General features: G+C 65.2%; 19 protein-coding genes. 9 read left to right on the plus strand and 10 right to left on the minus strand.

Annotation, left to right across the window (positions count from 1 at the left end):
* Positions 1–2 precede the first annotated feature (2 nt).
* Positions 3–908 (plus strand): 30S ribosomal protein S6--L-glutamate ligase, encoded by a 906-nt coding sequence (gene rimK, locus J2S32_RS01425; protein WP_253515334.1) that lies wholly within the window; start codon positions 3–5, stop codon positions 906–908.
* A 71-nt stretch (positions 909–979) separates the two neighbouring features.
* A complete protein-coding gene (locus J2S32_RS01430) occupies positions 980–1,945 on the plus strand; it encodes a sensor histidine kinase (protein WP_253515336.1) in 966 nt (321 codons plus the stop codon).
* Between the two features lie 13 nt (positions 1,946–1,958).
* Here the strand turns inward: J2S32_RS01430 and J2S32_RS01435 are convergent, their stop codons facing one another.
* The 5 genes from J2S32_RS01435 to rpsF form a co-directional block, all read right to left on the minus strand.
* Positions 1,959–2,732, minus strand: coding sequence for an SDR family NAD(P)-dependent oxidoreductase (locus tag J2S32_RS01435; protein ID WP_253515338.1), 774 nt, complete (start codon positions 2,730–2,732; stop codon positions 1,959–1,961).
* A gap of 27 nt (positions 2,733–2,759) precedes the next feature.
* A complete protein-coding gene (locus tag J2S32_RS01440) occupies positions 2,760–4,199 on the minus strand; it encodes an AMP nucleosidase (protein WP_253515340.1) in 1,440 nt (479 codons plus the stop codon).
* A gap of 131 nt (positions 4,200–4,330) precedes the next feature.
* Positions 4,331–4,981, minus strand: a complete 651-nt coding sequence (gene rplI / locus J2S32_RS01445; protein WP_253515342.1) for a 50S ribosomal protein L9 — start codon at positions 4,979–4,981, stop codon at positions 4,331–4,333.
* 11 nt (positions 4,982–4,992) lie between these two features.
* On the minus strand, positions 4,993–5,217 hold the full coding sequence (gene rpsR / locus J2S32_RS01450; protein ID WP_094062939.1) for a 30S ribosomal protein S18: 225 nt from the start codon (positions 5,215–5,217) through the stop codon (positions 4,993–4,995).
* Positions 5,217–5,582: a 30S ribosomal protein S6 gene (gene rpsF, locus J2S32_RS01455; RefSeq protein ID WP_253515345.1), complete on the minus strand. Its 366-nt coding sequence runs from the start codon at positions 5,580–5,582 to the stop codon at positions 5,217–5,219. Before rpsF ends, rpsR begins: the two co-directional genes overlap by 1 nt.
* Before the next feature lie 214 nt (positions 5,583–5,796).
* Here rpsF and J2S32_RS01460 point away from each other — a divergent pair, with 214 nt between their 5' ends.
* Positions 5,797–6,747, plus strand: coding sequence for a DUF808 domain-containing protein (locus J2S32_RS01460; RefSeq protein ID WP_253515346.1), 951 nt, complete (start codon positions 5,797–5,799; stop codon positions 6,745–6,747).
* Positions 6,740–7,378 (plus strand): glutathione S-transferase family protein, encoded by a 639-nt coding sequence (locus J2S32_RS01465; protein ID WP_253515347.1) that lies wholly within the window; start codon positions 6,740–6,742, stop codon positions 7,376–7,378. The genes J2S32_RS01460 and J2S32_RS01465 overlap by 8 nt, the downstream gene beginning before the upstream one ends.
* Here J2S32_RS01465 and J2S32_RS01470 read toward each other — a convergent pair.
* Entirely contained in the window at positions 7,375–8,802 is a 1,428-nt protein-coding gene (locus J2S32_RS01470) for a glutamate ligase domain-containing protein (RefSeq protein ID WP_253515348.1), read from the minus strand. The two genes, J2S32_RS01465 and J2S32_RS01470, sit on opposite strands and share 4 nt — an antisense overlap.
* Before the next feature lie 53 nt (positions 8,803–8,855).
* On the opposite strand from J2S32_RS01470, the gene J2S32_RS01475 reads away from it, so the two are divergent.
* The 5 genes from J2S32_RS01475 (at position 8,856) to J2S32_RS01495 (ending at position 13,790) form a co-directional block, all read left to right on the plus strand.
* Positions 8,856–9,680, plus strand: a complete 825-nt coding sequence (locus J2S32_RS01475; protein WP_253515350.1) for an LD-carboxypeptidase — start codon at positions 8,856–8,858, stop codon at positions 9,678–9,680.
* Positions 9,681–9,702: 22 nt separating this feature from the next.
* Positions 9,703–10,641: an ACP S-malonyltransferase gene (fabD, locus tag J2S32_RS01480; RefSeq protein ID WP_253515351.1), complete on the plus strand. Its 939-nt coding sequence runs from the start codon at positions 9,703–9,705 to the stop codon at positions 10,639–10,641.
* Complete coding sequence (gene fabG, locus J2S32_RS01485) at positions 10,641–11,393, plus strand: 3-oxoacyl-[acyl-carrier-protein] reductase (protein WP_253515352.1); 753 nt, start codon at positions 10,641–10,643, stop codon at positions 11,391–11,393. The genes fabD and fabG overlap by 1 nt, the downstream gene beginning before the upstream one ends.
* Before the next feature lie 147 nt (positions 11,394–11,540).
* Positions 11,541–12,665: a DNA polymerase III subunit beta gene (gene dnaN, locus J2S32_RS01490; protein ID WP_253515353.1), complete on the plus strand. Its 1,125-nt coding sequence runs from the start codon at positions 11,541–11,543 to the stop codon at positions 12,663–12,665.
* 54 nt (positions 12,666–12,719) lie between these two features.
* Positions 12,720–13,790: a DUF2855 family protein gene (locus J2S32_RS01495; protein WP_253515354.1), complete on the plus strand. Its 1,071-nt coding sequence runs from the start codon at positions 12,720–12,722 to the stop codon at positions 13,788–13,790.
* Here the strand turns inward: J2S32_RS01495 and J2S32_RS01500 are convergent.
* The 4 genes from J2S32_RS01500 to J2S32_RS01515 form a co-directional block, all read right to left on the minus strand.
* Positions 13,787–14,797 carry a zinc-dependent alcohol dehydrogenase family protein gene (locus tag J2S32_RS01500; protein ID WP_253515356.1) on the minus strand — a complete coding sequence of 337 codons (1,011 nt, stop codon included), beginning with the start codon at positions 14,795–14,797 and terminating at the stop codon, positions 13,787–13,789. The genes J2S32_RS01495 and J2S32_RS01500 overlap by 4 nt on opposite strands.
* Positions 14,794–16,545 carry an N-acyl-D-amino-acid deacylase family protein gene (locus J2S32_RS01505; RefSeq protein WP_253515358.1) on the minus strand — a complete coding sequence of 584 codons (1,752 nt, stop codon included), beginning with the start codon at positions 16,543–16,545 and terminating at the stop codon, positions 14,794–14,796. Before J2S32_RS01505 ends, J2S32_RS01500 begins: the two co-directional genes overlap by 4 nt.
* A gap of 61 nt (positions 16,546–16,606) precedes the next feature.
* Positions 16,607–18,094, minus strand: a complete 1,488-nt coding sequence (locus J2S32_RS01510) for an MFS transporter (protein WP_253515360.1) — start codon at positions 18,092–18,094, stop codon at positions 16,607–16,609.
* A 212-nt stretch (positions 18,095–18,306) separates the two neighbouring features.
* Positions 18,307–19,617 (minus strand): FAD-dependent oxidoreductase, encoded by a 1,311-nt coding sequence (locus J2S32_RS01515; protein WP_253522859.1) that lies wholly within the window; start codon positions 19,615–19,617, stop codon positions 18,307–18,309.
* Positions 19,618–19,684: the final 67 nt, after the last annotated feature.

The following is a 19,684-nucleotide window of genomic DNA, read 5'->3' on the forward strand; positions in this document are numbered from 1 at the left end:
CGATGAAGATCGCCATGCTGGCGCGGAACGCCAATCTCTATTCGCACCAGCGCCTGCAGCAGGCGGCGGAGGAACGCGGGCACCAGTTCGATATCCTTAACACGACGCGCTGCACGGTGCATATCGCCAGCCACAAGCCCGAAGTGTTCTACAATGGCGAACCCTGCATCGGCTACGATGCGGTGATCCCGCGCATCGGCGCCTCGATCACCAATTACGGGCTCGCGATCCTGCGCCAGTTCGAGATGCGCGGCTGCTGGCCGCTCAACGAGAGCGTCGCCATCGGGCGCAGCCGCGACAAGCTGCGCAGCATGCAGATCCTCGCCAAGCACGGGCTGGGCCTGCCGCTGACCGCCTATGCCAACGATCCCAAGGCCGCTGAAGAGATCATCCGCGCGGTTAAGGGGCCGCCGGTGGTGATCAAGCTGCTCGAAGGCACGCAGGGCATCGGGGTGGTGCTGGCCGAAACGATGAGCAGCGCCAAGTCGGTGATCGAGGCCTTCCGCGGTGCCAACGTCAACATATTGGTGCAGGAGTTCATCAAGGAAGCCGGCGGCACCGACATCCGCGCGCTGGTGGTCGGGGGCAAGGTCGTCGCGGCGATGAAGCGCACCGGCGCGCCCGACGATTTCCGCAGCAATTTGCACCGCGGCGGCAGCGCGCAGCTGATCAAGATCACCCCCGAGGAACGCAGCACCGCCGTGCGGGCCGCGGGGCGCATGGGCCTCAACGTCTGCGGCGTCGACATGCTGCGGTCCAACCACGGCCCGGTGATCATGGAAGTCAATTCTTCGCCGGGGCTCGAAGGGATCGAGAATGCGACCGGCAAGGATATCGCCGGGATGATCATCGAATTCATCGAGAAGCGCGCGAGGGACGGGAAGACCAAGACCAAGGGGCAGGGGTGATCTTCCCTGCGCCGCATGGCGCTATGCGAAAAATATTTGGGCGCCGCCCGCAACGTGGATAGATTGGTCGCATGCCTGAGCTTGAGCACCTTGCCGAATCGTCGCTCGATCACCTGAGGCTGGTCCTTGCCGCCGGCCAGATCGGCATTTGGGAGCTCGATCTGGAAACCGGCACCGCATGGCGCAATTTCCGGCATGACGAGATATTCGGTTACGATGAATTACTTCCGCAATGGACCTATGAGCAATTCCTCGACCATGTGATCCCTGCGGATCGGGGGGAGGTCGATGACCGCCAGAAGCAAGCGCTGGAACGCGGCGAGGACTGGGTTTTCCAGTGCCGCATCACCCGGGCCGAGGGCGAAGAACGCTGGATCAGCGGCGCGGGGCGGCCGCTGATAGTCGATGGCGCGCCGACCAAGATCATCGGCCATGTGATCGATATCACCGATACCAAGCGCAACGAAACGCGGCTCGAAACCCTCACCGCGGAACTCAACCACCGCGTGCGCAACATGCTCGCCACGATCCGCGCGATGATTTCGATGTCGTCACGCAAGGCAAGCGATGTCGGCCGGTTTGGCAGGGCGCTGGAGGGCCGCGTCGCCGCCTTGTCGCGCACGCATGACCTGCTGGTGGAGAATGCCGACCAGCTGTTCAGCCCGCGAACGATCATCGAAGGCGAACTTGCGGCGTTCGAGGATGTCGCGGACCGGGTGACGCTGGAAGTGAGCGGCAGACCCAGACTGGAGGGGAATGTCGCCGAGGGCTTCACGCTGGTGGTGCACGAGCTCCTGACCAATGCCATCGCCCATGGCGCGCTCTCCAGCCCGGCAGGACGCGTGGCGATGGAGATCGAGAAAACCGCTGGCGGGATGCAGCTGGTCTGGGAAGAAAGCGGCGGTCCTCCGGTCGAGGCGGATATACAGCCCGGCTTCGGCACCCGCATGATGTCGATCGTGCTCGGCGGCGCGGGACAGGTCGAGTTCGACTACCGGCCCGAAGGGCTGCGCTGCGTGGTGACAATCACCGGCTGAAGGGGCGCAGGCCTCAGGCGTTGCGCGCCATCAACCCGCCATCGACCGGGATGACCGCCCCGGTGATATAGCTTGCCGCGGGCAGCACCAGCGACAGCGTCATATGCGCGACTTCCTCGGGTTCGCCATACCGTTTGAGCGCGGTGCGGCGCTTGGCGTAGATGGTCTTGTGTTCGTCGGGCACCGCGGCGGTCATCGCGGTGCGGATCGGTCCGGGGCAGATGCAGTTCACGGTGATCCCTTCCGGCCCGAGATCGACCGCGAGACCGCGGGTGAGGCCGGTCACGCCGGTCTTGGCGGCGACATAGGGTGTGTCGCCGGTTGTCGCACCGAGGCCTTCGGTGCTGGCGATATTGACGATCCGCGCGGCATCGCTGGCGCGCAGATGCGGGAGCGCGGCGCGGACCATGCGTTGATGCGCGGTCAGCATGACCGCCAGCGCGCGGTGCCAGACCTCTTCATAGGCGTCGCCATCATCGAGCGGGGCGAAGCTCGACACGCCGGCATTGTTGACGAGGATATCGATCCGCCCGAAATCCGCCGCGATCTGCGCCACGGTATCGGCGATCGCCTGCTTGTCGGCAACATCGAGCGCATAGGCACGCGCGCCATTGCCGCATTCTGCTGCCAGTTCTTCGCATGCCGGCAGATCGAGGTCGGTCACCGCGACCTGCGCGCCTTCGGCGGCGAACAGCCTGGCGGTGGCGGCGCCCATGCCGCTCGCCGCGCCGGTCACCACGGCCACCCGCCCCGCGATCGAGCGCGAGCGGTCCACTGTCTCGGTCATGCAGTCTCTCCCTTGCCGGGAGCAAGCTTACCTGAACGGCGGTTCGTTGAAAGCGCGCAATTTCCGGCTGTGGAGGCGCGGGCCTTCGGCCTTCAGCAGCTTGCACGCGGTCACACCGATCTGGAGATGCGCCGCGATGGCTTCCTCGTAGAAGGCATTGGCCTGGCCGGGCAGCTTGATCTCACCATGCAGCGGCTTGTCGGACACGCACAGCAGCGTGCCATAGGGCACACGGAAGCGGTATCCCTGGCCGGCGATCGTCGCGCTTTCCATATCGACCCCGACCGCACGGCTCAGGCTCATGCGATGCGCCGAACTGGTATAACGTAGCTCCCAGTTGCGATCGTCGGTGGTGACCACGGTGCCGGTGCGCATGCGCCGCTTGAGGTCGGCACCATGCGTCCCCGATACCTCTTGCGCGGCCCCGGCGAGCGCCTGCTGGACCTCGGCAATTGCGGGGAGGGGGATTTCCGGCGGCAGCACCGAATCGAGCACGTGATCGTCGCGCAGATAGGCATGGGCGAGCACGTAGTCGCCGATCTTCTGGCTCGGGCGCAGGCCGCCGCAATGGCCGATCATCAGCCACGCTTCGGGCCGCAGCACGGCAAGGTGATCGCAGATCGTCTTCGCATTGCTCGGGCCGACACCGATATTGACCAGCGTGATGCCTTCGCGGTTGGGACCGACCAGGTGATAGGCGGGCATCTGGTGCCGGCGCCATGCAGTGTCGGACAATTGCGCGCGGGCATTGTCGGTCTGCTCGGTCAGCATCATGCCGCCCGCACCGGCCAGCGCGGTATAGCCGTCCTTGCCGAGCTGCGAACCCGCCCAGTCAACGAATTCATCGACATAGCGGTGATAGTTCGTGAACAGGATGAACCGCTGGAAATGCTCGGTGCTGGTGCCGGTGTAATGCGCGAGCCGTGCGAGGCTGAAATCGGTCCGCAAACCGTCGAACAGCGACAGCGGGATGGGATCGTCGGCATTCTCGAGCATGATGCCGTCGGCCAGCTCGTCACCGATATCGGCCAGCTCGGTCGAGGGGAAATGCCGCGCGATGAGGTTGGGGTCGACACCGACCAGTTCCGCGCCGGCCTGGCCGTCGAGGACATAGGGGAAGGGGATTTCCTGCTTCGACGATCCGACCTCGATCTCGACTTCGTAATTCTCGTCGATCAGTTCGAGCTGCTCGCGCAGGTAGTCGCGGAACAGCGCGGGGCGGGTGACGGTGGTGGTGTAGAGGCCCGGCGCGTTGAGCCGTCCAAAGGCGCGGTTGCGATCCTCGGGCTGGTCGCCGCCGCGAAACCGCAGCCGCAGTTCGGGATAGGCATAGCTGCCGTCGCTGCGCCGTTCGGGGGCGGGAATCTCGCGTTCGCGGCCGAAGGCGATCACATCCTCGCGCAGCCGTTCCACTGCGGCGTCGTAGATCTTCTCAAGCCGGTCGAGGGTCTGTTCGATCGAATCCATGGGCGTTCCTCCTGCCTCTTGTTGTTTTCGCTTTCGCGTCTCGTGCCTGCACATAGGGTGTGCGGGCGGTACTTACAAAAAGGGCGCGGTGACCGAAGCCGCCGCGCCCTGTTTGATCGTGATCGCGGGGATCAGCCTTCGTCGCCGTCCGGCGCCGTGGCTTCGATCTTCGCTTCGGTCTCGCTCACGCCGTCTTCGAGCATGTCGGCGGGGATTTCGCCGGGCTCGAGGGTCGGGTCGGTCCGGTTGGCTTCGGCAGCTTCTTCGATCTCGCGCTGTTCGTCTTCGAACATCTGCGCCATCACGTCGATGCCCTGGCTCTGCAGTTCGGCTTCGTCGTCGCTGCGGGCGACGTTGGCCTTCACCGTGACCGAGACTTCGGGGTGGAGGTCGATGCGGACTTCATGCATGCCGATCGCCTTGATCGGATCACCCATGATGACCTGCTTCTTGTCGATCTCGTGGCCCTTTTCGCCCAGCGATGCAGCGATGTCGCGCACGTTGACCGAGCCGTAGAGCTGGCCGGTGTTCGACGCGGCGCGGATCAGGACGATTTCTTCGCCCTGGACCTTTTCGCCAGCCTTCTCGGCTTCGCCGCGACGTTCCGCATTTTCCTTTTCCAGGCGGTCGCGGTTCGCTTCGAAGACCTTCTTGTTCGATTCGTTGGCGCGCAGGGCCTTCTTCTGCGGAAGCAGGAAGTTGCGGGCATAGCCGTCCTTCACGGTGACCACGTCACCGATCGAGCCGAGCTTTTCGATCCTCTGAAGGAGAATGATATCCATGTGTCTTCCCCTTACTTCACGATGTACGGCAGCAGGCCGATGTGGCGAGCGCGCTTGATGGCCTTGGCCAGTTCACGCTGCTTCTTCGCGCTGACGGCGGTGATGCGGCTGGGGACGATCTTGCCACGCTCGGACATGAAGCCCTGCAGCAGGCGCACATCCTTGTAGTCGATCGCGGGGGCGTTCTTGCCCGAGAAGGGGCAGGACTTGCGGCGGCGGAAAAACGGGCGGGCCATCAGTTACGCTCCTCGCGGTCGCGGCGCTTCTTCGCATCGCGCTCGTTCTTGCGCATCATCACGCTGGGACCTTCTTCGTGCTCTTCGACACGGATGGTCATGTAGCGGATGACGTCTTCATTGATGCGGGTCTGGCGTTCGAGCTCCTGCACGACGGCGCCGGGGCCCTCGATGTTGAGCATCACGAAATGCGCCTTGCGGTTGCGGTCGATCTTGTAGGCGAGGTTCTTGAGGCCCCAGGTCTCCGTCTTGGTGACCTTGCCTTCGTTCTGCTCGACAATTTCGGTAGCGGTGGCGGCGAGCTGGTCGACCTGAGCCTGGCTCAGGTCCTGTCGCGCCAGGAAAACATGCTCGTATAGAGCCATGCCCTTGTCCTTTCACATATGGCCGATCGCTGGCTGATCCGCGGGATTGCGGGGCCCCTCCGGCTTTCTTCGTCATCCCCGAATCCGGTATCGCCGGACATGAGGGATGCGCGCACATAGCGGGATTGGCCGCGAATGCAAGCCACGTTCGGGGCTTGGCAGCGCGGAACCGGGAGGGCAGGGCGGCATTGCGTCTGCAACAAAGGAGTATTGCGTGCCTGGTGGATTAGTAGCCCTGCTCGACGACGTTTCGATCATCGCCCGCGCGGCGGCCGCCTCGGTCGACGATATCGGGGTGGCGGCCAGCCGCGCCGGCACGAAGACGGCGGGCGTCGTGATCGACGATGCGGCGGTCACGCCGAGCTATGTCACCGGCCTCAGCCCCGCGCGCGAGCTGCCGATCATCTGGAACATCACCAAGGGCAGCTTGAAGAACAAGCTGATCATCATGTTGCCCGGCGCCTTGTTGCTGAGCTGGCTGTTACCCAGCGCGATCATCTTCATCCTCATGCTCGGGGGCGGCTACCTGTCCTACGAAGGGGCGGAAAAGGTGATGGAGAAGCTGGGCAGCGAGAAACACGGCCTGACGGTGGATGACGAGATCGCCGATCCCGTTGCCTTCGAGAAACAGCGTGTCGCGGGCGCGATCCGGACCGATCTGATCCTGTCGGCGGAGATCATGGCGATCACGCTCAACGAAGTGGCATCGGAGGACTTCATCGTCCGCGCGGGCGTGCTGGCGATCGTCGGGATAGCGGTGACGCTGTTCGTCTATGGCGCGGTGGCGCTGATCGTGAAGCTCGACGACATCGGCCTGCACCTGCGCGAAAAGAGCTCCGAGCTGGCGCAGACCTTCGGCCAGTTCCTCGTCACCTCGGTCCCCTATCTGCTGACCACGCTGTCCTTCGTCGGCACGATCGCGATGCTGTGGGTCGGCGGCGGGATCATCCTGCACAGCCTCCACGAGCTCGGCCTGCATGGGCCTTCGGACTGGGCGCATGGCGTGCAGCACATGGTCGAGGGCGTCACCGGCGGCCTCTCCGGCATCCTCGGCTGGACGACCTATGCCGGCCTGTCCGCACTGGCCGGACTGGGGCTGGGCTTCGTGCTCGCGATCGTGATCCACAATGTGTTCAAGATCGGGAAGACGCACGGTCATGGCTGAGCGGCCGGTCCTCTACACCTGCGCGGGTTCGCGCGGGCTGCGTGCGACCTGGGCGGCGGAGGAGGCCGGGGTCGATGTCGAGCTGAAGCTGCTGCCGTTCCCGCCGCGCTTCACCGCGCCCGACTATCTCGAGATCAATCCGCTGGGTACGGTGCCCATGCTGGTCGAGGACGAGGTGCAGATGACCGAAAGCTGCGCCATCGCGCATTATCTGGCGACCAAGGGCAGCGACGCTTCGCTGACGGTGGCACCGGGGGAGTCGGATTATCCCGCCTATCTCGACTTCACCTATCACGCCGATGCGACGGTCACCTTCCCGCAGACCGTCTATATGCGCTTTGCCCTGTTCGAGAAGGACAAGGGCTGGGGCGAGGCGGGCGAAGCTTATGCGAAGTGGTTCTGGAAGCGGCTGGTCAAGCTCGAGCAGCGCCTCGAAACGCGCGAATTCCTGTGCGCGGATCGCTTTACCGTGGCCGATATCTGCTGCGGTTATGCGCTGATCCTCGCGGGCCGCGTCGGGCTGGACGAGGGCGTACCGCAATCGCTCAGGGACTACCGCGACCGGTTGACCGCACGCGAGGGATATCGCCGGGCCGTGGCGCGTGAGGCCGCGGGGCCTGCCGCGATTTAGGGCAGCCGGTCGAACAGGCCGCGGGCAAATACGCTCAGCGTATCGTCGCGCGCGCCCATGATGACGATCCGGTCGCCGGGCTGCGCGAGTTCGGCCAGCCGGTCGCCCACTGCCTCGCGCGTGGGGACGTGTTCCGCATGCCCGCCCGCTTCCTCGATCAGCCGCACGATCCGCTCGCTGCCTTCGCTGCGATCGACCGAGCCGCCGAAATAGACCGGATCGCACAGGATCACGCGGTCGCCATCGCCCAGTTCTTGCGCGAAGGTCTGGGCCAGTTCCTCGCCCATCTGGCGCAAGGGCCCGTAGCCATGCGGCTGGAAGAAGGCGAGCACGCGCCCCGGATGCGCCTTGAGCGTGCGCAGCGTGGCGGCGCATTTCTCGGGATTATGGCCGAAATCGTCGATCACGGTGATGGCCGAGGCGCTGGTGCCGATAATGTCGAAGCGGCGCGCGAGCCCTGCAAAGCCAGCCAGTGCGGCGACCGCCTTGGCCACCGGGATGCCCGCAGCGGCGGCCCCGGCGATGGCCGCCAGCGCATTGGACAGGTTGTGCCGCCCGGGCAGGTCGAGCGTCAGCGCATGCTCGCTCCCGTCATGCCGGTCGACGACTAGCGCGGCCTGGCGCATCGGGCCTTCCGCGACCGAGCCCGGTACCACGCCGATCTGCGCCTTTTCCTGTTCGATGCCGAAGGTGACGACTTCCTTCGCATGCGGCAGCAGCGCCAACGCTTCGGGATCGTCGGCATTAATCACCGAAATGCGGCTGCGCGACAGGTAATCGCCGAACAGCTGGCGCAGCTCTTCCATGCTCTTGTGGTCGAGACTGACATTGAGCAGCACGCCGACCGCGGGGCGATAGAGCGCGATCGAGCCGTCGCTCTCGTCGACTTCGCTGACATAGAGGCTCTGCCCGCCGACCACCGCGCTGGCATAGGGGCGTTCGGGTGAGACGAAGTTCTTCATCACCGCGCCGTTCATGATCGTCGGTTCGCGTCCGCAGGCATGGAGGATCCAGCCGAGCATGCCGGTGACGGTCGACTTGCCGCTGGTCCCGGCCACTGCCAGCCCCGCACCGCTGGTGTTGAAAAGGATCGAATTGAGCTCGGCGCGGGTAAGCCGCAGGCAGCCCAGTTCCTTGGCGCGCTTGGCATCGGGTACGGTGTCCTCGACTGCCGCGCTGGCGACGAGGATCTGCCCGGCCGAGACGATCCCGCTGCCGTCTTGGGGATGCAGCGTAAAACCCTGTTGTTCGAGCGCGGCGAATTTGTCGGGCGTGCGGCCCTGATCGTGGCTGCGATCCGATCCCTCGACCGTGCAGCCGCGACCTTTGAGGATCTGCGCCAGCGGCAGCATTCCCGATCCGCCGATCCCGCAGAAGAAGAAGGGACGGGCGAACAATTCATCTGGAGTGGGCATATCGCTCATGGCGGTGCAGCTATTGAGTTGTGCCGCGCGATACAAGCACGCTAGCAGGGCGCATGGTCAGAATTGCGATCTGCGCCCCCGGAAAGCGGTTGAAGCGCGAACGCGCCGCGGCGGTCGAAACGCTGGTGGCGGGGCGCAGCGACGTATCGTTGCAGTTCCACGTACAATGCTTTGCCGAAGACGGGCATTTCGCCGGCAGCGACGATGTGCGGCTCGCCGCCTTGCTCGATTGCGCCAACGATCCCGGTTTCGATGCGGTGTGGTTCGCGATGGGCGGCTATGGTTCGAACCGCATCGCCGCGCAGGCGATGGCGCAATTGAACGTGGCAGCGCGGGCCAAGTCCTATCTCGGCTATTCGGACACCGGCTTCCTGCTCGCCGCGCTGTACCGGCATGGCATCGGCCGCGTCGCGCACGGGCCGCTGGCGGGCGATGTCCGGCGCGAGGGCGGCGCCGCAGCGATCGAGCGCGCGCTCGGCTGGTTCAAGGGCGAGGAGGACGGTCTCGAACCCAGCCTCGACACGCGCCCCGCGGTGGCTTTCAACCTCGCCACGCTGGCGATGCTGGTCGGGACCGAGCTTGCCCCGGACCTGTCGGGCCATGTCGTCATGGTCGAGGAAGTGGCAGAGCATCTCTATGCGGTGGACCGGCTGCTGTTTCATGTGACGCAGCACCTTGGCGGCATCGCGGGCCTGCGCCTCGGCCGGATCAGCGATATCCCCGAGAACGACCGCCCCTTCGGCAGCGACGAGGTCGCGATCGCGCAGGACTGGTGCCGGCGCAGCGGCATTCCCTATCTCGGCAGGGCGGATATCGGGCACGACGCTGCCAACAAGATTGTCCCCTTCGGGCTTGAGGCGCGCGCCGCGCGCGACTAGGCGCGGCGGCGAGGAGAATTACATGACTGCATTCATCTTTCCCGGACAGGGAAGCCAGAAAGTCGGCATGGGCGCCGACCTCGCCGACGCCAGCGCGCATGCCCGCGCGGTATTCGAAGAGGTTGACGAGGCGCTCAAGCAGAAGCTCTCGGCGCTGATGAAGGACGGGCCGGAAAGCGAGTTGACGATGACTGCCAATGCGCAGCCCGCGATCATGGCCAATTCGGTGGCCACCGCCCGAGTCCTCGAAAAGGAATTCGGGATCGCTCTCGCCCAGAGCGCCGATTGCGTCGCGGGTCATTCGCTCGGCGAATACAGTGCGCTGTGCTCCGCCGGGGCATTCTCGCTGACCGACACCGCCAAGCTGCTGCGCCTGCGCGGCATTGCCATGCAGGATGCCGTGCCCATCGGCGTCGGCGCGATGGCCGCGCTGCTGGGCGCGGATATCGAGAAGGCCACCGCGCTCGCCGAAGCGGCCGCCGAAGGCCAGGTCTGCGAAGTCGCCAATGACAACGACCCGACGCAGGTGGTTATCTCCGGCCATGCCGAGGCGATCGACCGCGCGATCGAAATGGCCAAGGATCACGGGATCAAGCGCGGTATCAAGCTGCCCGTCTCGGCGCCGTTCCACTGTTCGCTGATGGGCCCTGCTGCGCTGCGCATGAAGAACGCGCTCGAAGCGACGCCGCCGCAGGCCTTTGCAGTGCCTCTGTTCGCCAATGTCACCGCCGCGCGCGTGACCGATCCGGCGCAAGAACAGGCATTGCTGGTCGAGCAGATCACCGGCCGCGTCCGCTGGCGCGAAAGCGTACTGGCGATGCGCGAAGCCGGCATCGAACGCTTCGTCGAAGTGGGCGGCAAGGTGCTTGCCCCGATGGTGGGCCGCATCGACAAGGAGGCGACCACGGTCAGCCTCGTGACCATGGAAGACCTCGAAAACTTCGCCAAGGAGAACGCGTGATGTTCAGCCTCGAAGGCAAGACCGCCCTTGTCACCGGTGCCAGCGGCGGGATCGGTTCATCGATCGCCTATGCGCTGGCCAAGCAGGGCGCGCGGCTCGCGCTGTCCGGCTCCAACGGCGACAAGCTGCGTGCCTTTCGCGAACAGCTCAACGACGAATTCGGCCACGACCATGTCGAGATCACCTGCGATTTGTCGAACACGACGCAGGTCGAGGAACTGATCCCGGCCACTGTCGATACGCTCGGGCGCATGGACATCCTCGTCAACAATGCCGGCATCACGCGCGACAATCTGGCGATGCGGATGAAGGATGACGAATGGGACCAGGTCATCCGCATCAATCTCGAGGCGAGCTTCCGCCTGATGCGCGCCAGCGCGCGGCCGATGATGAAGGCCAAGGGCGGGCGGATCATCTCGATCACCAGCGTCGTCGGCCATACCGGCAATCCGGGGCAGATGAACTATGTCGCTGCCAAATCGGGGCTTACCGGCATGTCTAAAAGCCTCGCGCAGGAACTGGCCAGTCGCAACATCACCGTGAACTGCGTCGCCCCCGGCTTCATCCGCACTGCGATGACCGAGGCGCTGACCGACGATCAGAAGGCGGCGATCAACGGCCGCATTCCGATGGGCCGCATGGGCGAGGGCGACGAGATCGGCGCCGCTGTGGCCTACCTTGCCAGCGACGAGGCAGCCTATGTCACCGGCCAGACGCTGCATGTGAACGGCGGCATGGCGATGATGGGCTGATTCCGCCCACTTTTCCCCAAGGAATTGCGGCGCCGCGGCGTCCGGCCTTGCCCCCCAAGCCCGCCCCGCTAGGGTGACTATCCGTATTCCGGCGCTGGTGGGGCGATTCCGGCCTGCCAGGCGCCCAAAAGGGACGAAAGTAGGACCATGAAGGCCACCATCGAACGCGCGACGCTGCTGCGTTGTCTCAGCCACGTGCAGTCGGTCGTAGAACGCCGCAATACCATCCCCATCCTCTCCAATGTGCTGATCGAGGCCGAAGGCGACAATTCGCTGAAGGTCATGGCGACCGATCTCGATCTGCAGGTTGTCGAGCATATGGATGCCAGCGTCGACAGCGCGGGCGCGATTACGGTTTCGGCGCACCTGCTGTTCGATATCGCGCGCAAGCTGCCCGAAGGGTCGCAGGTCAGCCTCGAGGCGGCGGATAACCGCATGGCGATCAACGCCGGACGGAGCCGCTTCTCGCTGCCCACGCTGCCGCGCGACGATTTCCCCGTGATCGTGGAAGGCGATCTGCCGACCAGCTTCGAACTGCCCGCCAAGACGCTGTCCGAACTGATCGACCGCACCCGCTTCGCGATCTCGACCGAAGAGACCCGGTACTATCTCAACGGTATCTTCTTCCACGTCTCGGACGACAATGAACCCGTGCTCAGGGCTGCCGCCACCGATGGCCACCGCCTCGCGCGCTTCACCCTGCCGCGGCCCGCGGGTGCGGAGGGCATGCCCGATGTCATCGTGCCGCGCAAAGCGGTGGCCGAATTGCGCAAGCTGCTCGACGAATCGCTCGACGGCAATGTCCAGATCGACCTGTCGGCCAGCAAGGTCCGCTTCAAGCTTGGCGGGACGGGCGGGGTGGTCCTGACCAGCAAGCTGATCGACGGCACCTTCCCGGATTATTCGCGCGTTATTCCAACGGGTAACGACAAGCTGTTGAGGCTCGATCCGAAGAGCTTCCACGAAGGCGTCGATCGTGTCGCGACGATCGCCACCGAGAAGACCCGTGCGGTCAAGATGGGGCTCGACAAGGACAAGGTCACGCTCACCGTTACCAGTCCCGACAATGGCACCGCGACCGAAGAAGTGCCGGCCGAATATTCGTCCGACGGGTTCGAGATCGGCTTTAACGCGGGCTATCTCAAGGACATCCTCAACCAGATCGATGCCGACACGGTGGAGATCCACCTGGCCGATGCTGGCGCCCCGACGCTGATCCGCAAGGACGAAAATTCGCCCGCGCTTTACGTGCTGATGCCGATGCGGGTTTAATCGCTCGCATTCGCACCGGCAGGTCGGTAGCCTGATCCGCAAGGAGAGGTGCGAATGCAGCAGGTTCATGTCCGCAAGGATGCCATTGCCACGGCCGAGCTGGTCGAGTGCGAGCAGGGGGAGTTGGCCGCAGGCGCCATCCGCCTCGCGATCGAGAGTTTCTCGGTTACTGCGAATAATGTGACCTACGCCGTCGTTGGCGACGGCTTCGGCTATTGGAACTTCTTCCCCGCTCCCGAAGGCATGGGCATCGTGCCCATGTGGGGGCACGCGCGGGTGATCGAGAGCAACCATCCCGAAATCGCGGTGGGCGAGCGGGTCTATGGCTACCTGCCCATGGCGACGCATCTCGATGTCGTGCCGGGCAAGGTCTCGGCGGGCGGTTTCGCTGACATGGCCGAACATCGCCAGCCGATGAGCCCGATCTACAACCAGTATTCGCGGCTCGCCGCCGACCCCGAGCATGACCCGGCGCGCGAGGGCGAACGGATGATCTTCGGGCCGCTGTTCAAGACCGGTTTCCTGATCGAATATTTCATGCGCTCGCAAGACTGGTTCGGTGCGCGGCAATTGGTCATCACCAGCGCCTCGTCAAAGACCGCAATGGGGCTGGCGAGCGTGGCAAAGCATCGTTCGCCCGCTGTGCGGCGGGTGGGACTGACCTCGGCGGGCAATGTCGCATTTGTCGAGGCGAGCGGACTGTACGACGAGGTGATCGCCTATGATCGCGTCGCCGAGCTGGAACAGGAGCCGAGTGTGGCGGTCGACTTCGCGGGCAATGCCGGCCTCCTGCGCGAAATTCACGAGCGGTTGGACGAGGTGTTGCAGTATTCCTGCCTCGTCGGGGCGACGCATATCGACGAACGCGGCGGGGGCACCGCAGAGCTTCCCGGGCCTACGCCGACGCTGTTCTTCGCCCCCGATCACGCGGTCGCGCTGTTCAGGGACCTCGGCCCCGAAGAAGCGGGCAAGCAGATGGCGGCAAGCTGGCGCGCGTTCCTCGCCGATGCGGGCGACAGCGTGACCATCGAACGGCTCGCGGGCCTCGCCGCCGCGCGCGACACCTTCACCGCCATGGCCGGCGGCAGCGTCGATCCCGCGAGGGGGATCGTGATCGAGCCCTAGATCTCGATCGCGATCTTGCCGAAGTGACCGCCGCTTTCCTGGTGGCGGAAGGCATCGGCCAGGTTTTCCAGCGCGAATGTATCGCTGATCTCGGGTTTCAACCCGTTCGCCTCGATCGCGGCGACCATATCCTGCTGCATCTTGCGGCTGCCCACGGTCAGGCCCTGCACCTTGAGGTTCTTGGAGAACAGCAGCGCGGTCTGCACCGGACCGGCAAAACCGGCCAGCACGCCGATCAGCGCGACATGCCCGCCGACGCGGCTTGCCAGCATCGATTGGTCGAGCGTTCCCGCACCGCCGATCTCGACCACGCAGTCGACCCCGCGGCCGCCGGTGATCTCCAGCGCCTTGGGGCCCCAGGCCTGCACTTCCTTGTAATTGATCAGATGGTCCGCGCCGAGCGCCTTCACCCGTTCGAGCTTCTCGTCCGAGGAAGAAGAGGCAATCACCGTCGCGCCGGCCGCCTTGGCGAATTGCAGCGCGAAGATGGACACGCCGCCGGTGCCCTGGACCAGCACCGTGTCACCCGGCTTGAGCGCGTAATCCACGAACAGGGCGCGCCACGCGGTCAGTCCGGCGCAGGTCAGCGTGGCCGCTTCGGCATGGCTGAAGCCCTTGGGCGCGCGGGTGAACCAATGCGTCGGCGCGGTGACCGCTTCGCGCGCATAGCCATCGATCCCGTCACCCGGTACGCGGGTGAAGGCACTGGTGGGCGGAGAGCCGTCGAGCCAGTCGGGAAAGAAGGTGCTGACGACGTGGTCGCCCACGGCGAATTCGGTCACGCCTTCGCCCACCGCGGTGACCACGCCCGCGCCATCGGACATCGGGATGCGGCCTTGCGGGGCGGGGATTATGCCCTTGACCACCGCATAGTCGTGATAGTTGAGCGAGCTTGCCTTCAACCCGACCGTAATCTCGCCGGGACCGGGCGCGGCGGTATCGTCGATGTCGCAATATTCCAGCGCGTCGAGCGTGGAGGGCGTCGCGCCCGTACGGATCGCTTTCATTCGGCTGCCTCCAGCAGTTCGACCCGCTGCGGACCGCGGATCAGCCCCCCGGGTGCCGCGCCGGTCCATTCGCCTTCGCGGAAAGTCACCTTGCCGTTCTTGATCGTGGCGACATAGCCTTCGGCCTTCTGCAGCAGGCGCTTGCCGCCGGCGGGCAGGTCGAAGGCGAGCCATGGCTTGCCCAGCCTGAGCCGGTCCATGTCGATGATGTTGATGTCCGCGAGATAGCCCGGCGCGAGCACGCCGCGATCTTCCAGCCCATAGAGCCGCGCGGTATCGTTGCACTGGCGCTTGATCGCGTTTTCCAGGCCGATCGTGCCGCGCGCCCGGTCGCGCACCCAGTGCTGCAGCATGAAGGTGGGCGAGGCGGCATCGCAGATCGTCCCGCAATGCGCGCCGCCATCGGACAGCGAATTCACCGTGTCGTCGGCATATTGCAGGTCTTTGAGGAAATCGAGATTGCCATCGGCGTAATTGAGGATCGGCAGGTAGATGAAGCCCTTGCCCTCGTCGCGGCAGAGCAGCTCGTAGGCATATTCATCGCCCGACAGCCCGGCGGCCTTGGCGCGTTCGAGAATGCTCTCTTCCGCGGTCGGTTCGTAATTGAAGTCGGGATCCATCTCGAACTGCATGTTCCAGCCGCCGCAGACCACCATGATCAGGCCCATGATGTCCTGATTGACCTCGGAGAAATCATGCTGTTCGGCGATCAGGCGCGCCTTGAACTCGGGATCGAACAGCTTTGCGCGCTGCTCTTCCCACGGCAGGTCCTCGATCTCCTTCCAGCTCGGTTTGAGCCGGAAGGGATGCACGGTGCCCTGCCACGCCATCACGATGCCGTTGCCGCGTAGCGCGATTTGCGCGACGATATTGGCGCCATTGTCGTTTTCGGCGCGCATGCTCTCGATCTGCTCGTCGAGTGGCATTTCCTTGGCGATCGACTGGAGCGCAGCGAAGGTGACGGGCAGGCCGGTTTCGCGGCTCATCTGCCCCATCCAGCCGAACTCGTCCCATTCGCGCATCATGTCGCTGGCCATTTCGAATACTCCGTGCCCCGCGCGGCCCATCGCGCGGCCGATCTCGACCAGTTCCTCGGCGGTCGCGGTGGTGCCGGGGACGACTTCGCCGCCGATATCGCGGTGCAGTACGGTGCGCGAGGTGGAGAAACCCAGCGCGCCCGCGCGTACGCCGTCTTCGACGATGCGGCTCATGGCGGCGATGTCTTCGGCGGTCGGCACGGCCCCGGGACGCTCGCGATCGCCCAGCACATAGGCGCGCACCGAACCGTGGGGCACATGCGTGCCGACGTCGACGGTGCGCGGCAGTTTCTCGAGCGCGTCGAGATATTCGGGAAAGGTTTCCCAGTCCCAATTCATGCCTTCGGCCAGTGCGGTGCCGGGAATATCCTCGACCCCTTCCATCAGGCCGATCAGCCATTCGTGCTTGTCGGGCTTGGCGGGGGCGAAGCCGACGCCGCAATTGCCCATCACCACGGTGGTGACGCCGTGCCAGCTCGAGGGGGCCATTTCCTGGTCCCAGGTGGCCTGTCCGTCATAATGCGTGTGGATGTCGACAAAGCCGGGCGTGACCAGATGGCCGTGCGCGTCGATTTCCTCGGCAGCATCGCCGCTGACTTCGCCCACCTGGGCGATCAGGCCATCCTTGACGGCGATATCGCCGGTAAAGCGGTCCTGGCCGGTGCCATCGACGATGGTCCCGTTACGAATGATCAGATCATATGCGGGCATGTTTGTGCTCCTCTCTCCACGGAGGAAGGTTCCACAATGCAACCGATGAGTCCAGCGCAGACTAGGCGGCCCGGTCGGGCATCCTCACCGTCAGCAGTGCAGCGAGGCCGATGACGAACAGCAGGTGGATCGACGTCATCCCGATCCGCTGGTCGCCCGACCACAGCGTGAACTGTTCGACCAGCAGCGGCCCCATCCACACGGTAATCGTGCCGGCGATAGCATAGAGCCCGAAGAATTCGCCGCTGCGCCCCGGCGGGGCGAGGGTGACGAGCATGCTCCGGCTCGACGAAATGCTGGCCGTGGCCGCGACCGCGATGACGCTGATCAGCCCGAGATAGACGAGGTCGGACAGCGTGCGGAAGACCAGCCCGTCCCACACCACGACATTCTCGACCAGCCCGAGGAACAGGCTGTCGCGCGTGATGCTGAGCTGGACCAGCCCGACGACGATCATCGCGAGGATTTCCAGCGCCAGCGCGCGCTTCACCCCGACCTTGCCCTCGAGCCAGCCGCCGAAGATCCCGCCGCAAAAGGCGCAGGCGCTGGCGAAGATCGCGTAACACAGCATTTCGAGGAAGTTCCAGCCGAGGAACAGTGCGACATAGACCGCGCCGAGCGCCAGCAGCGCGGCCATGGCATCGGCATAGAACATGCGCGCAACCAGGAATGTCATCAGCTGGCGGTATTGCGCCGCCTCGCGCACCGTGCGCCAGACGCTGCGCGCGCCATCGCGGAACGCCGCGATCCAGCTTGCCCCGGCGACGCCCGTATCGCGGGCGTTGCGGAAGAAGGGGATCGAGAACAGCACCAGCCAGACCGCGCAGATCGGGCCGACCATGCGGGCATGTTCGAAGCTCGCCAGATCGACGCCGAATTGCGGAACCGCGAAGGGCCAGCCGATCATCGCGGGCAGCACGAACAACAGCGCAATCGCGATGAAGATCAATGTCGCGGCGAGATTGCCCAGGCCCAGGCCGAGCCCCGAAATCATCGCCAACCGCCGCGGCTCCCCGGCGACGCTGAGCATCGCGTTATGCGTGACCTCGGAATAGGTGAAGCTGACATAGGCAATGACCAGCAGCGCCATTATCATCGGCACCGGCAGGCCCGCACCGCCCGGCATGGCGAACCACAGCAGCGCCGAGCAGATTGCGATCGAGCCGAGGAAAATGACCAGTATCGGCTTGAGCCGTCCCCCGCGATCGAGCGCCGCGCCCAGGAAGGGCGCGGTCAGCGCGGCAATGATCCCGGCCCATTTGGTGACCGAGGCGATCGTTGCCTGGCCTTGCGCATTGGCCGCAGCCAGCGCCGCCTCGGGCTCCATCGCGTCGAGTGCCCCGCTGGCCAGCAAATCCGCACCGATGATGTCGCGCGCGAAATAGGGCGCGAAAATGTAGATGACGACGAGAACGTAATAGGGATTGCGGGCCCATTCGAAGACCGCCCAGGCAAAGCCGGTTCGGCCCAGTGCGCCGCCTTCGCCGGAAGTCGGGCGAATGTGTTGGTGGGAGAGCGGATTGGCGGCCAGCGCCGGATCCCCGGCCACCTAGCTGGGGCTCCCCGACGATCTGTCCTTGGGGCGCAAGGAGACCGAAATCTCCCGCACCGATTGCTCACGGGGGCCGCAGCCGCCGGTGCGCCGCGCAGCTTCGCTGTCGAGCCTGGTCATGTTCGAGGGTCTCTCCGCTGATATTCTTATCGTTATAGTTGCGACCGCGGTGGTTCATGCTGCGGCGACGCGAATTAGGCAAGCGCGGCTTATTCCCCGCGCGCAGCGATCATGCTGGCGATATCGACGAACTTCTCGCGCGGCGCGCCGGCGCGGGCGGCCGCGATTTCGGCTTCCTCGATCTTCTGCCAGTCGCGGAAGGTCACCACGTCGAGTTCGCGCTCGCGGGCGAGCTGGTCGAACCCGTCGCGGCCGCGTTTGTCCGAACCGGCGCCGATGTCCGCGTCCACCACATCGATCACCGCATAGCCATCGGGCCGGTTGGTGCCGATCGTGCCGCTGGGTCCGCGCTTGGCCCAGCCGACGCAGTAAAGGCCGGGTCCGATCCGCCCCTCGTCATTGGCGAAGCGGCCGGCGCGCTCGTCGAAGGGCACCCCCGGTATCGGGGAGGTCTGGTAGCCGATACAGGTCACCACCAGATCAGCAGGCAGGCGGTAGGTCTCGCCCGTGCCCACGGCGCGGTCGTCCTCGATCGCTGTCCGCTCGACCTCGACACCGGTGACCTTGCCATCTTCGCTCAGGATCGCCTGCGGACTGGCGTAGAAGTCGAACGCGATCGTGAGCGGCTTCTCGTCCGCAGCCCCAGCGGGAAGGGCGGCGAATTCGCGTAGCAGGGTAACCGATTTGCGCTGGCCCGGCTCGAGCACGGCGTCGTCATCGACCGGCGGCAGGTCGGCCTCATCGACCCGCGGCCGCGCGCGCTCGAGATGCAGGAGTTCGCCCAGCTCCTTGGGCGTCATCATGATCTGGTGCGGGCCGCGGCGCCCGAGGATGGTGATCGTCTCGATACTGCTGGTGCGCAGGGTGTCGAGCGCATGGGTGACGATATCCGACCCGGCGAACTCGCTTTCGGTCTTGGCCAGGATCCGCGCGACATCGAGCGCGACATTGCCCATGCCAATCACGACTGCATGCTTGCCCGATAGCTGCGGACCGAGCGCGGCGAATTCGGGATGGCCATTGTACCAGCCGACGAAAGCCGCGCTGCCGATAACGTTGTCCGCTTCGGCCCCGGCAATCGGCAGCGCGCGGTCGACCGGCGCGCCGGTGGCCAGCACCACCGCATCGTAAAGCTCGCCCAGTTCGGCAATGGTGATGTCTTCGCCCACCGCGACATTGCCGACAAAACGTACCGTATCGCCGATCGCAGTCTTCTCGTAGCGCCGCGCGACGGCCTTGATCGACTGGTGGTCGGGGGCGACCCCGGTGCGGATCAGCCCGAAGGGTACGGGGAGTTTGTCGAACACATCGATGCGGGCGTCCTCGCCCCATTTCTTGACTGCCGCTTCGGCCGTGTAATAGCCCGCCGGGCCCGACCCCACGATCGCGATGTGCCGCATGTCCTTCTCCCACAAGACGGACAATCCATGCACGCGCGCCCGCTGGCTGGCAAGCCGATGCGGGCAA

Origin of the sequence: Qipengyuania citrea, from assembly GCF_024171405.1 — a bacterium.
In the GTDB taxonomy this organism is placed as follows: domain Bacteria; phylum Pseudomonadota; class Alphaproteobacteria; order Sphingomonadales; family Sphingomonadaceae; genus Qipengyuania; species Qipengyuania profunda.

Excerpts from the sequence above, each read along its gene's own strand:
- rimK (WP_253515334.1), top strand. The coding sequence starts at position 3 with ATGAAGATCGCCATGCTGGCGCGGAACGCCAATCTCTATTCGCACCAG.
- J2S32_RS01430 (WP_253515336.1), top strand. The coding sequence starts at position 980 with ATGCCTGAGCTTGAGCACCTTGCCGAATCGTCGCTCGATCACCTGAGG.
- J2S32_RS01435 (WP_253515338.1), bottom strand. The coding sequence starts at position 2,732 with ATGACCGAGACAGTGGACCGCTCGCGCTCGATCGCGGGGCGGGTGGCC.
- J2S32_RS01440 (WP_253515340.1), bottom strand. The coding sequence starts at position 4,199 with ATGGATTCGATCGAACAGACCCTCGACCGGCTTGAGAAGATCTACGAC.
- rplI (WP_253515342.1), bottom strand. The coding sequence starts at position 4,981 with ATGGATATCATTCTCCTTCAGAGGATCGAAAAGCTCGGCTCGATCGGT.
- rpsR (WP_094062939.1), bottom strand. The coding sequence starts at position 5,217 with ATGGCCCGCCCGTTTTTCCGCCGCCGCAAGTCCTGCCCCTTCTCGGGC.
- rpsF (WP_253515345.1), bottom strand. The coding sequence starts at position 5,582 with ATGGCTCTATACGAGCATGTTTTCCTGGCGCGACAGGACCTGAGCCAG.
- J2S32_RS01465 (WP_253515347.1), top strand. The coding sequence starts at position 6,740 with ATGGCTGAGCGGCCGGTCCTCTACACCTGCGCGGGTTCGCGCGGGCTG.
- J2S32_RS01470 (WP_253515348.1), bottom strand. The coding sequence starts at position 8,802 with ATGAGCGATATGCCCACTCCAGATGAATTGTTCGCCCGTCCCTTCTTC.
- J2S32_RS01475 (WP_253515350.1), top strand. The coding sequence starts at position 8,856 with ATGGTCAGAATTGCGATCTGCGCCCCCGGAAAGCGGTTGAAGCGCGAA.
- fabD (WP_253515351.1), top strand. The coding sequence starts at position 9,703 with ATGACTGCATTCATCTTTCCCGGACAGGGAAGCCAGAAAGTCGGCATG.
- fabG (WP_253515352.1), top strand. The coding sequence starts at position 10,641 with ATGTTCAGCCTCGAAGGCAAGACCGCCCTTGTCACCGGTGCCAGCGGC.
- dnaN (WP_253515353.1), top strand. The coding sequence starts at position 11,541 with ATGAAGGCCACCATCGAACGCGCGACGCTGCTGCGTTGTCTCAGCCAC.
- J2S32_RS01495 (WP_253515354.1), top strand. The coding sequence starts at position 12,720 with ATGCAGCAGGTTCATGTCCGCAAGGATGCCATTGCCACGGCCGAGCTG.
- J2S32_RS01500 (WP_253515356.1), bottom strand. The coding sequence starts at position 14,797 with ATGAAAGCGATCCGTACGGGCGCGACGCCCTCCACGCTCGACGCGCTG.
- J2S32_RS01505 (WP_253515358.1), bottom strand. The coding sequence starts at position 16,545 with ATGCCCGCATATGATCTGATCATTCGTAACGGGACCATCGTCGATGGC.
- J2S32_RS01515 (WP_253522859.1), bottom strand. The coding sequence starts at position 19,617 with ATGCGGCACATCGCGATCGTGGGGTCGGGCCCGGCGGGCTATTACACG.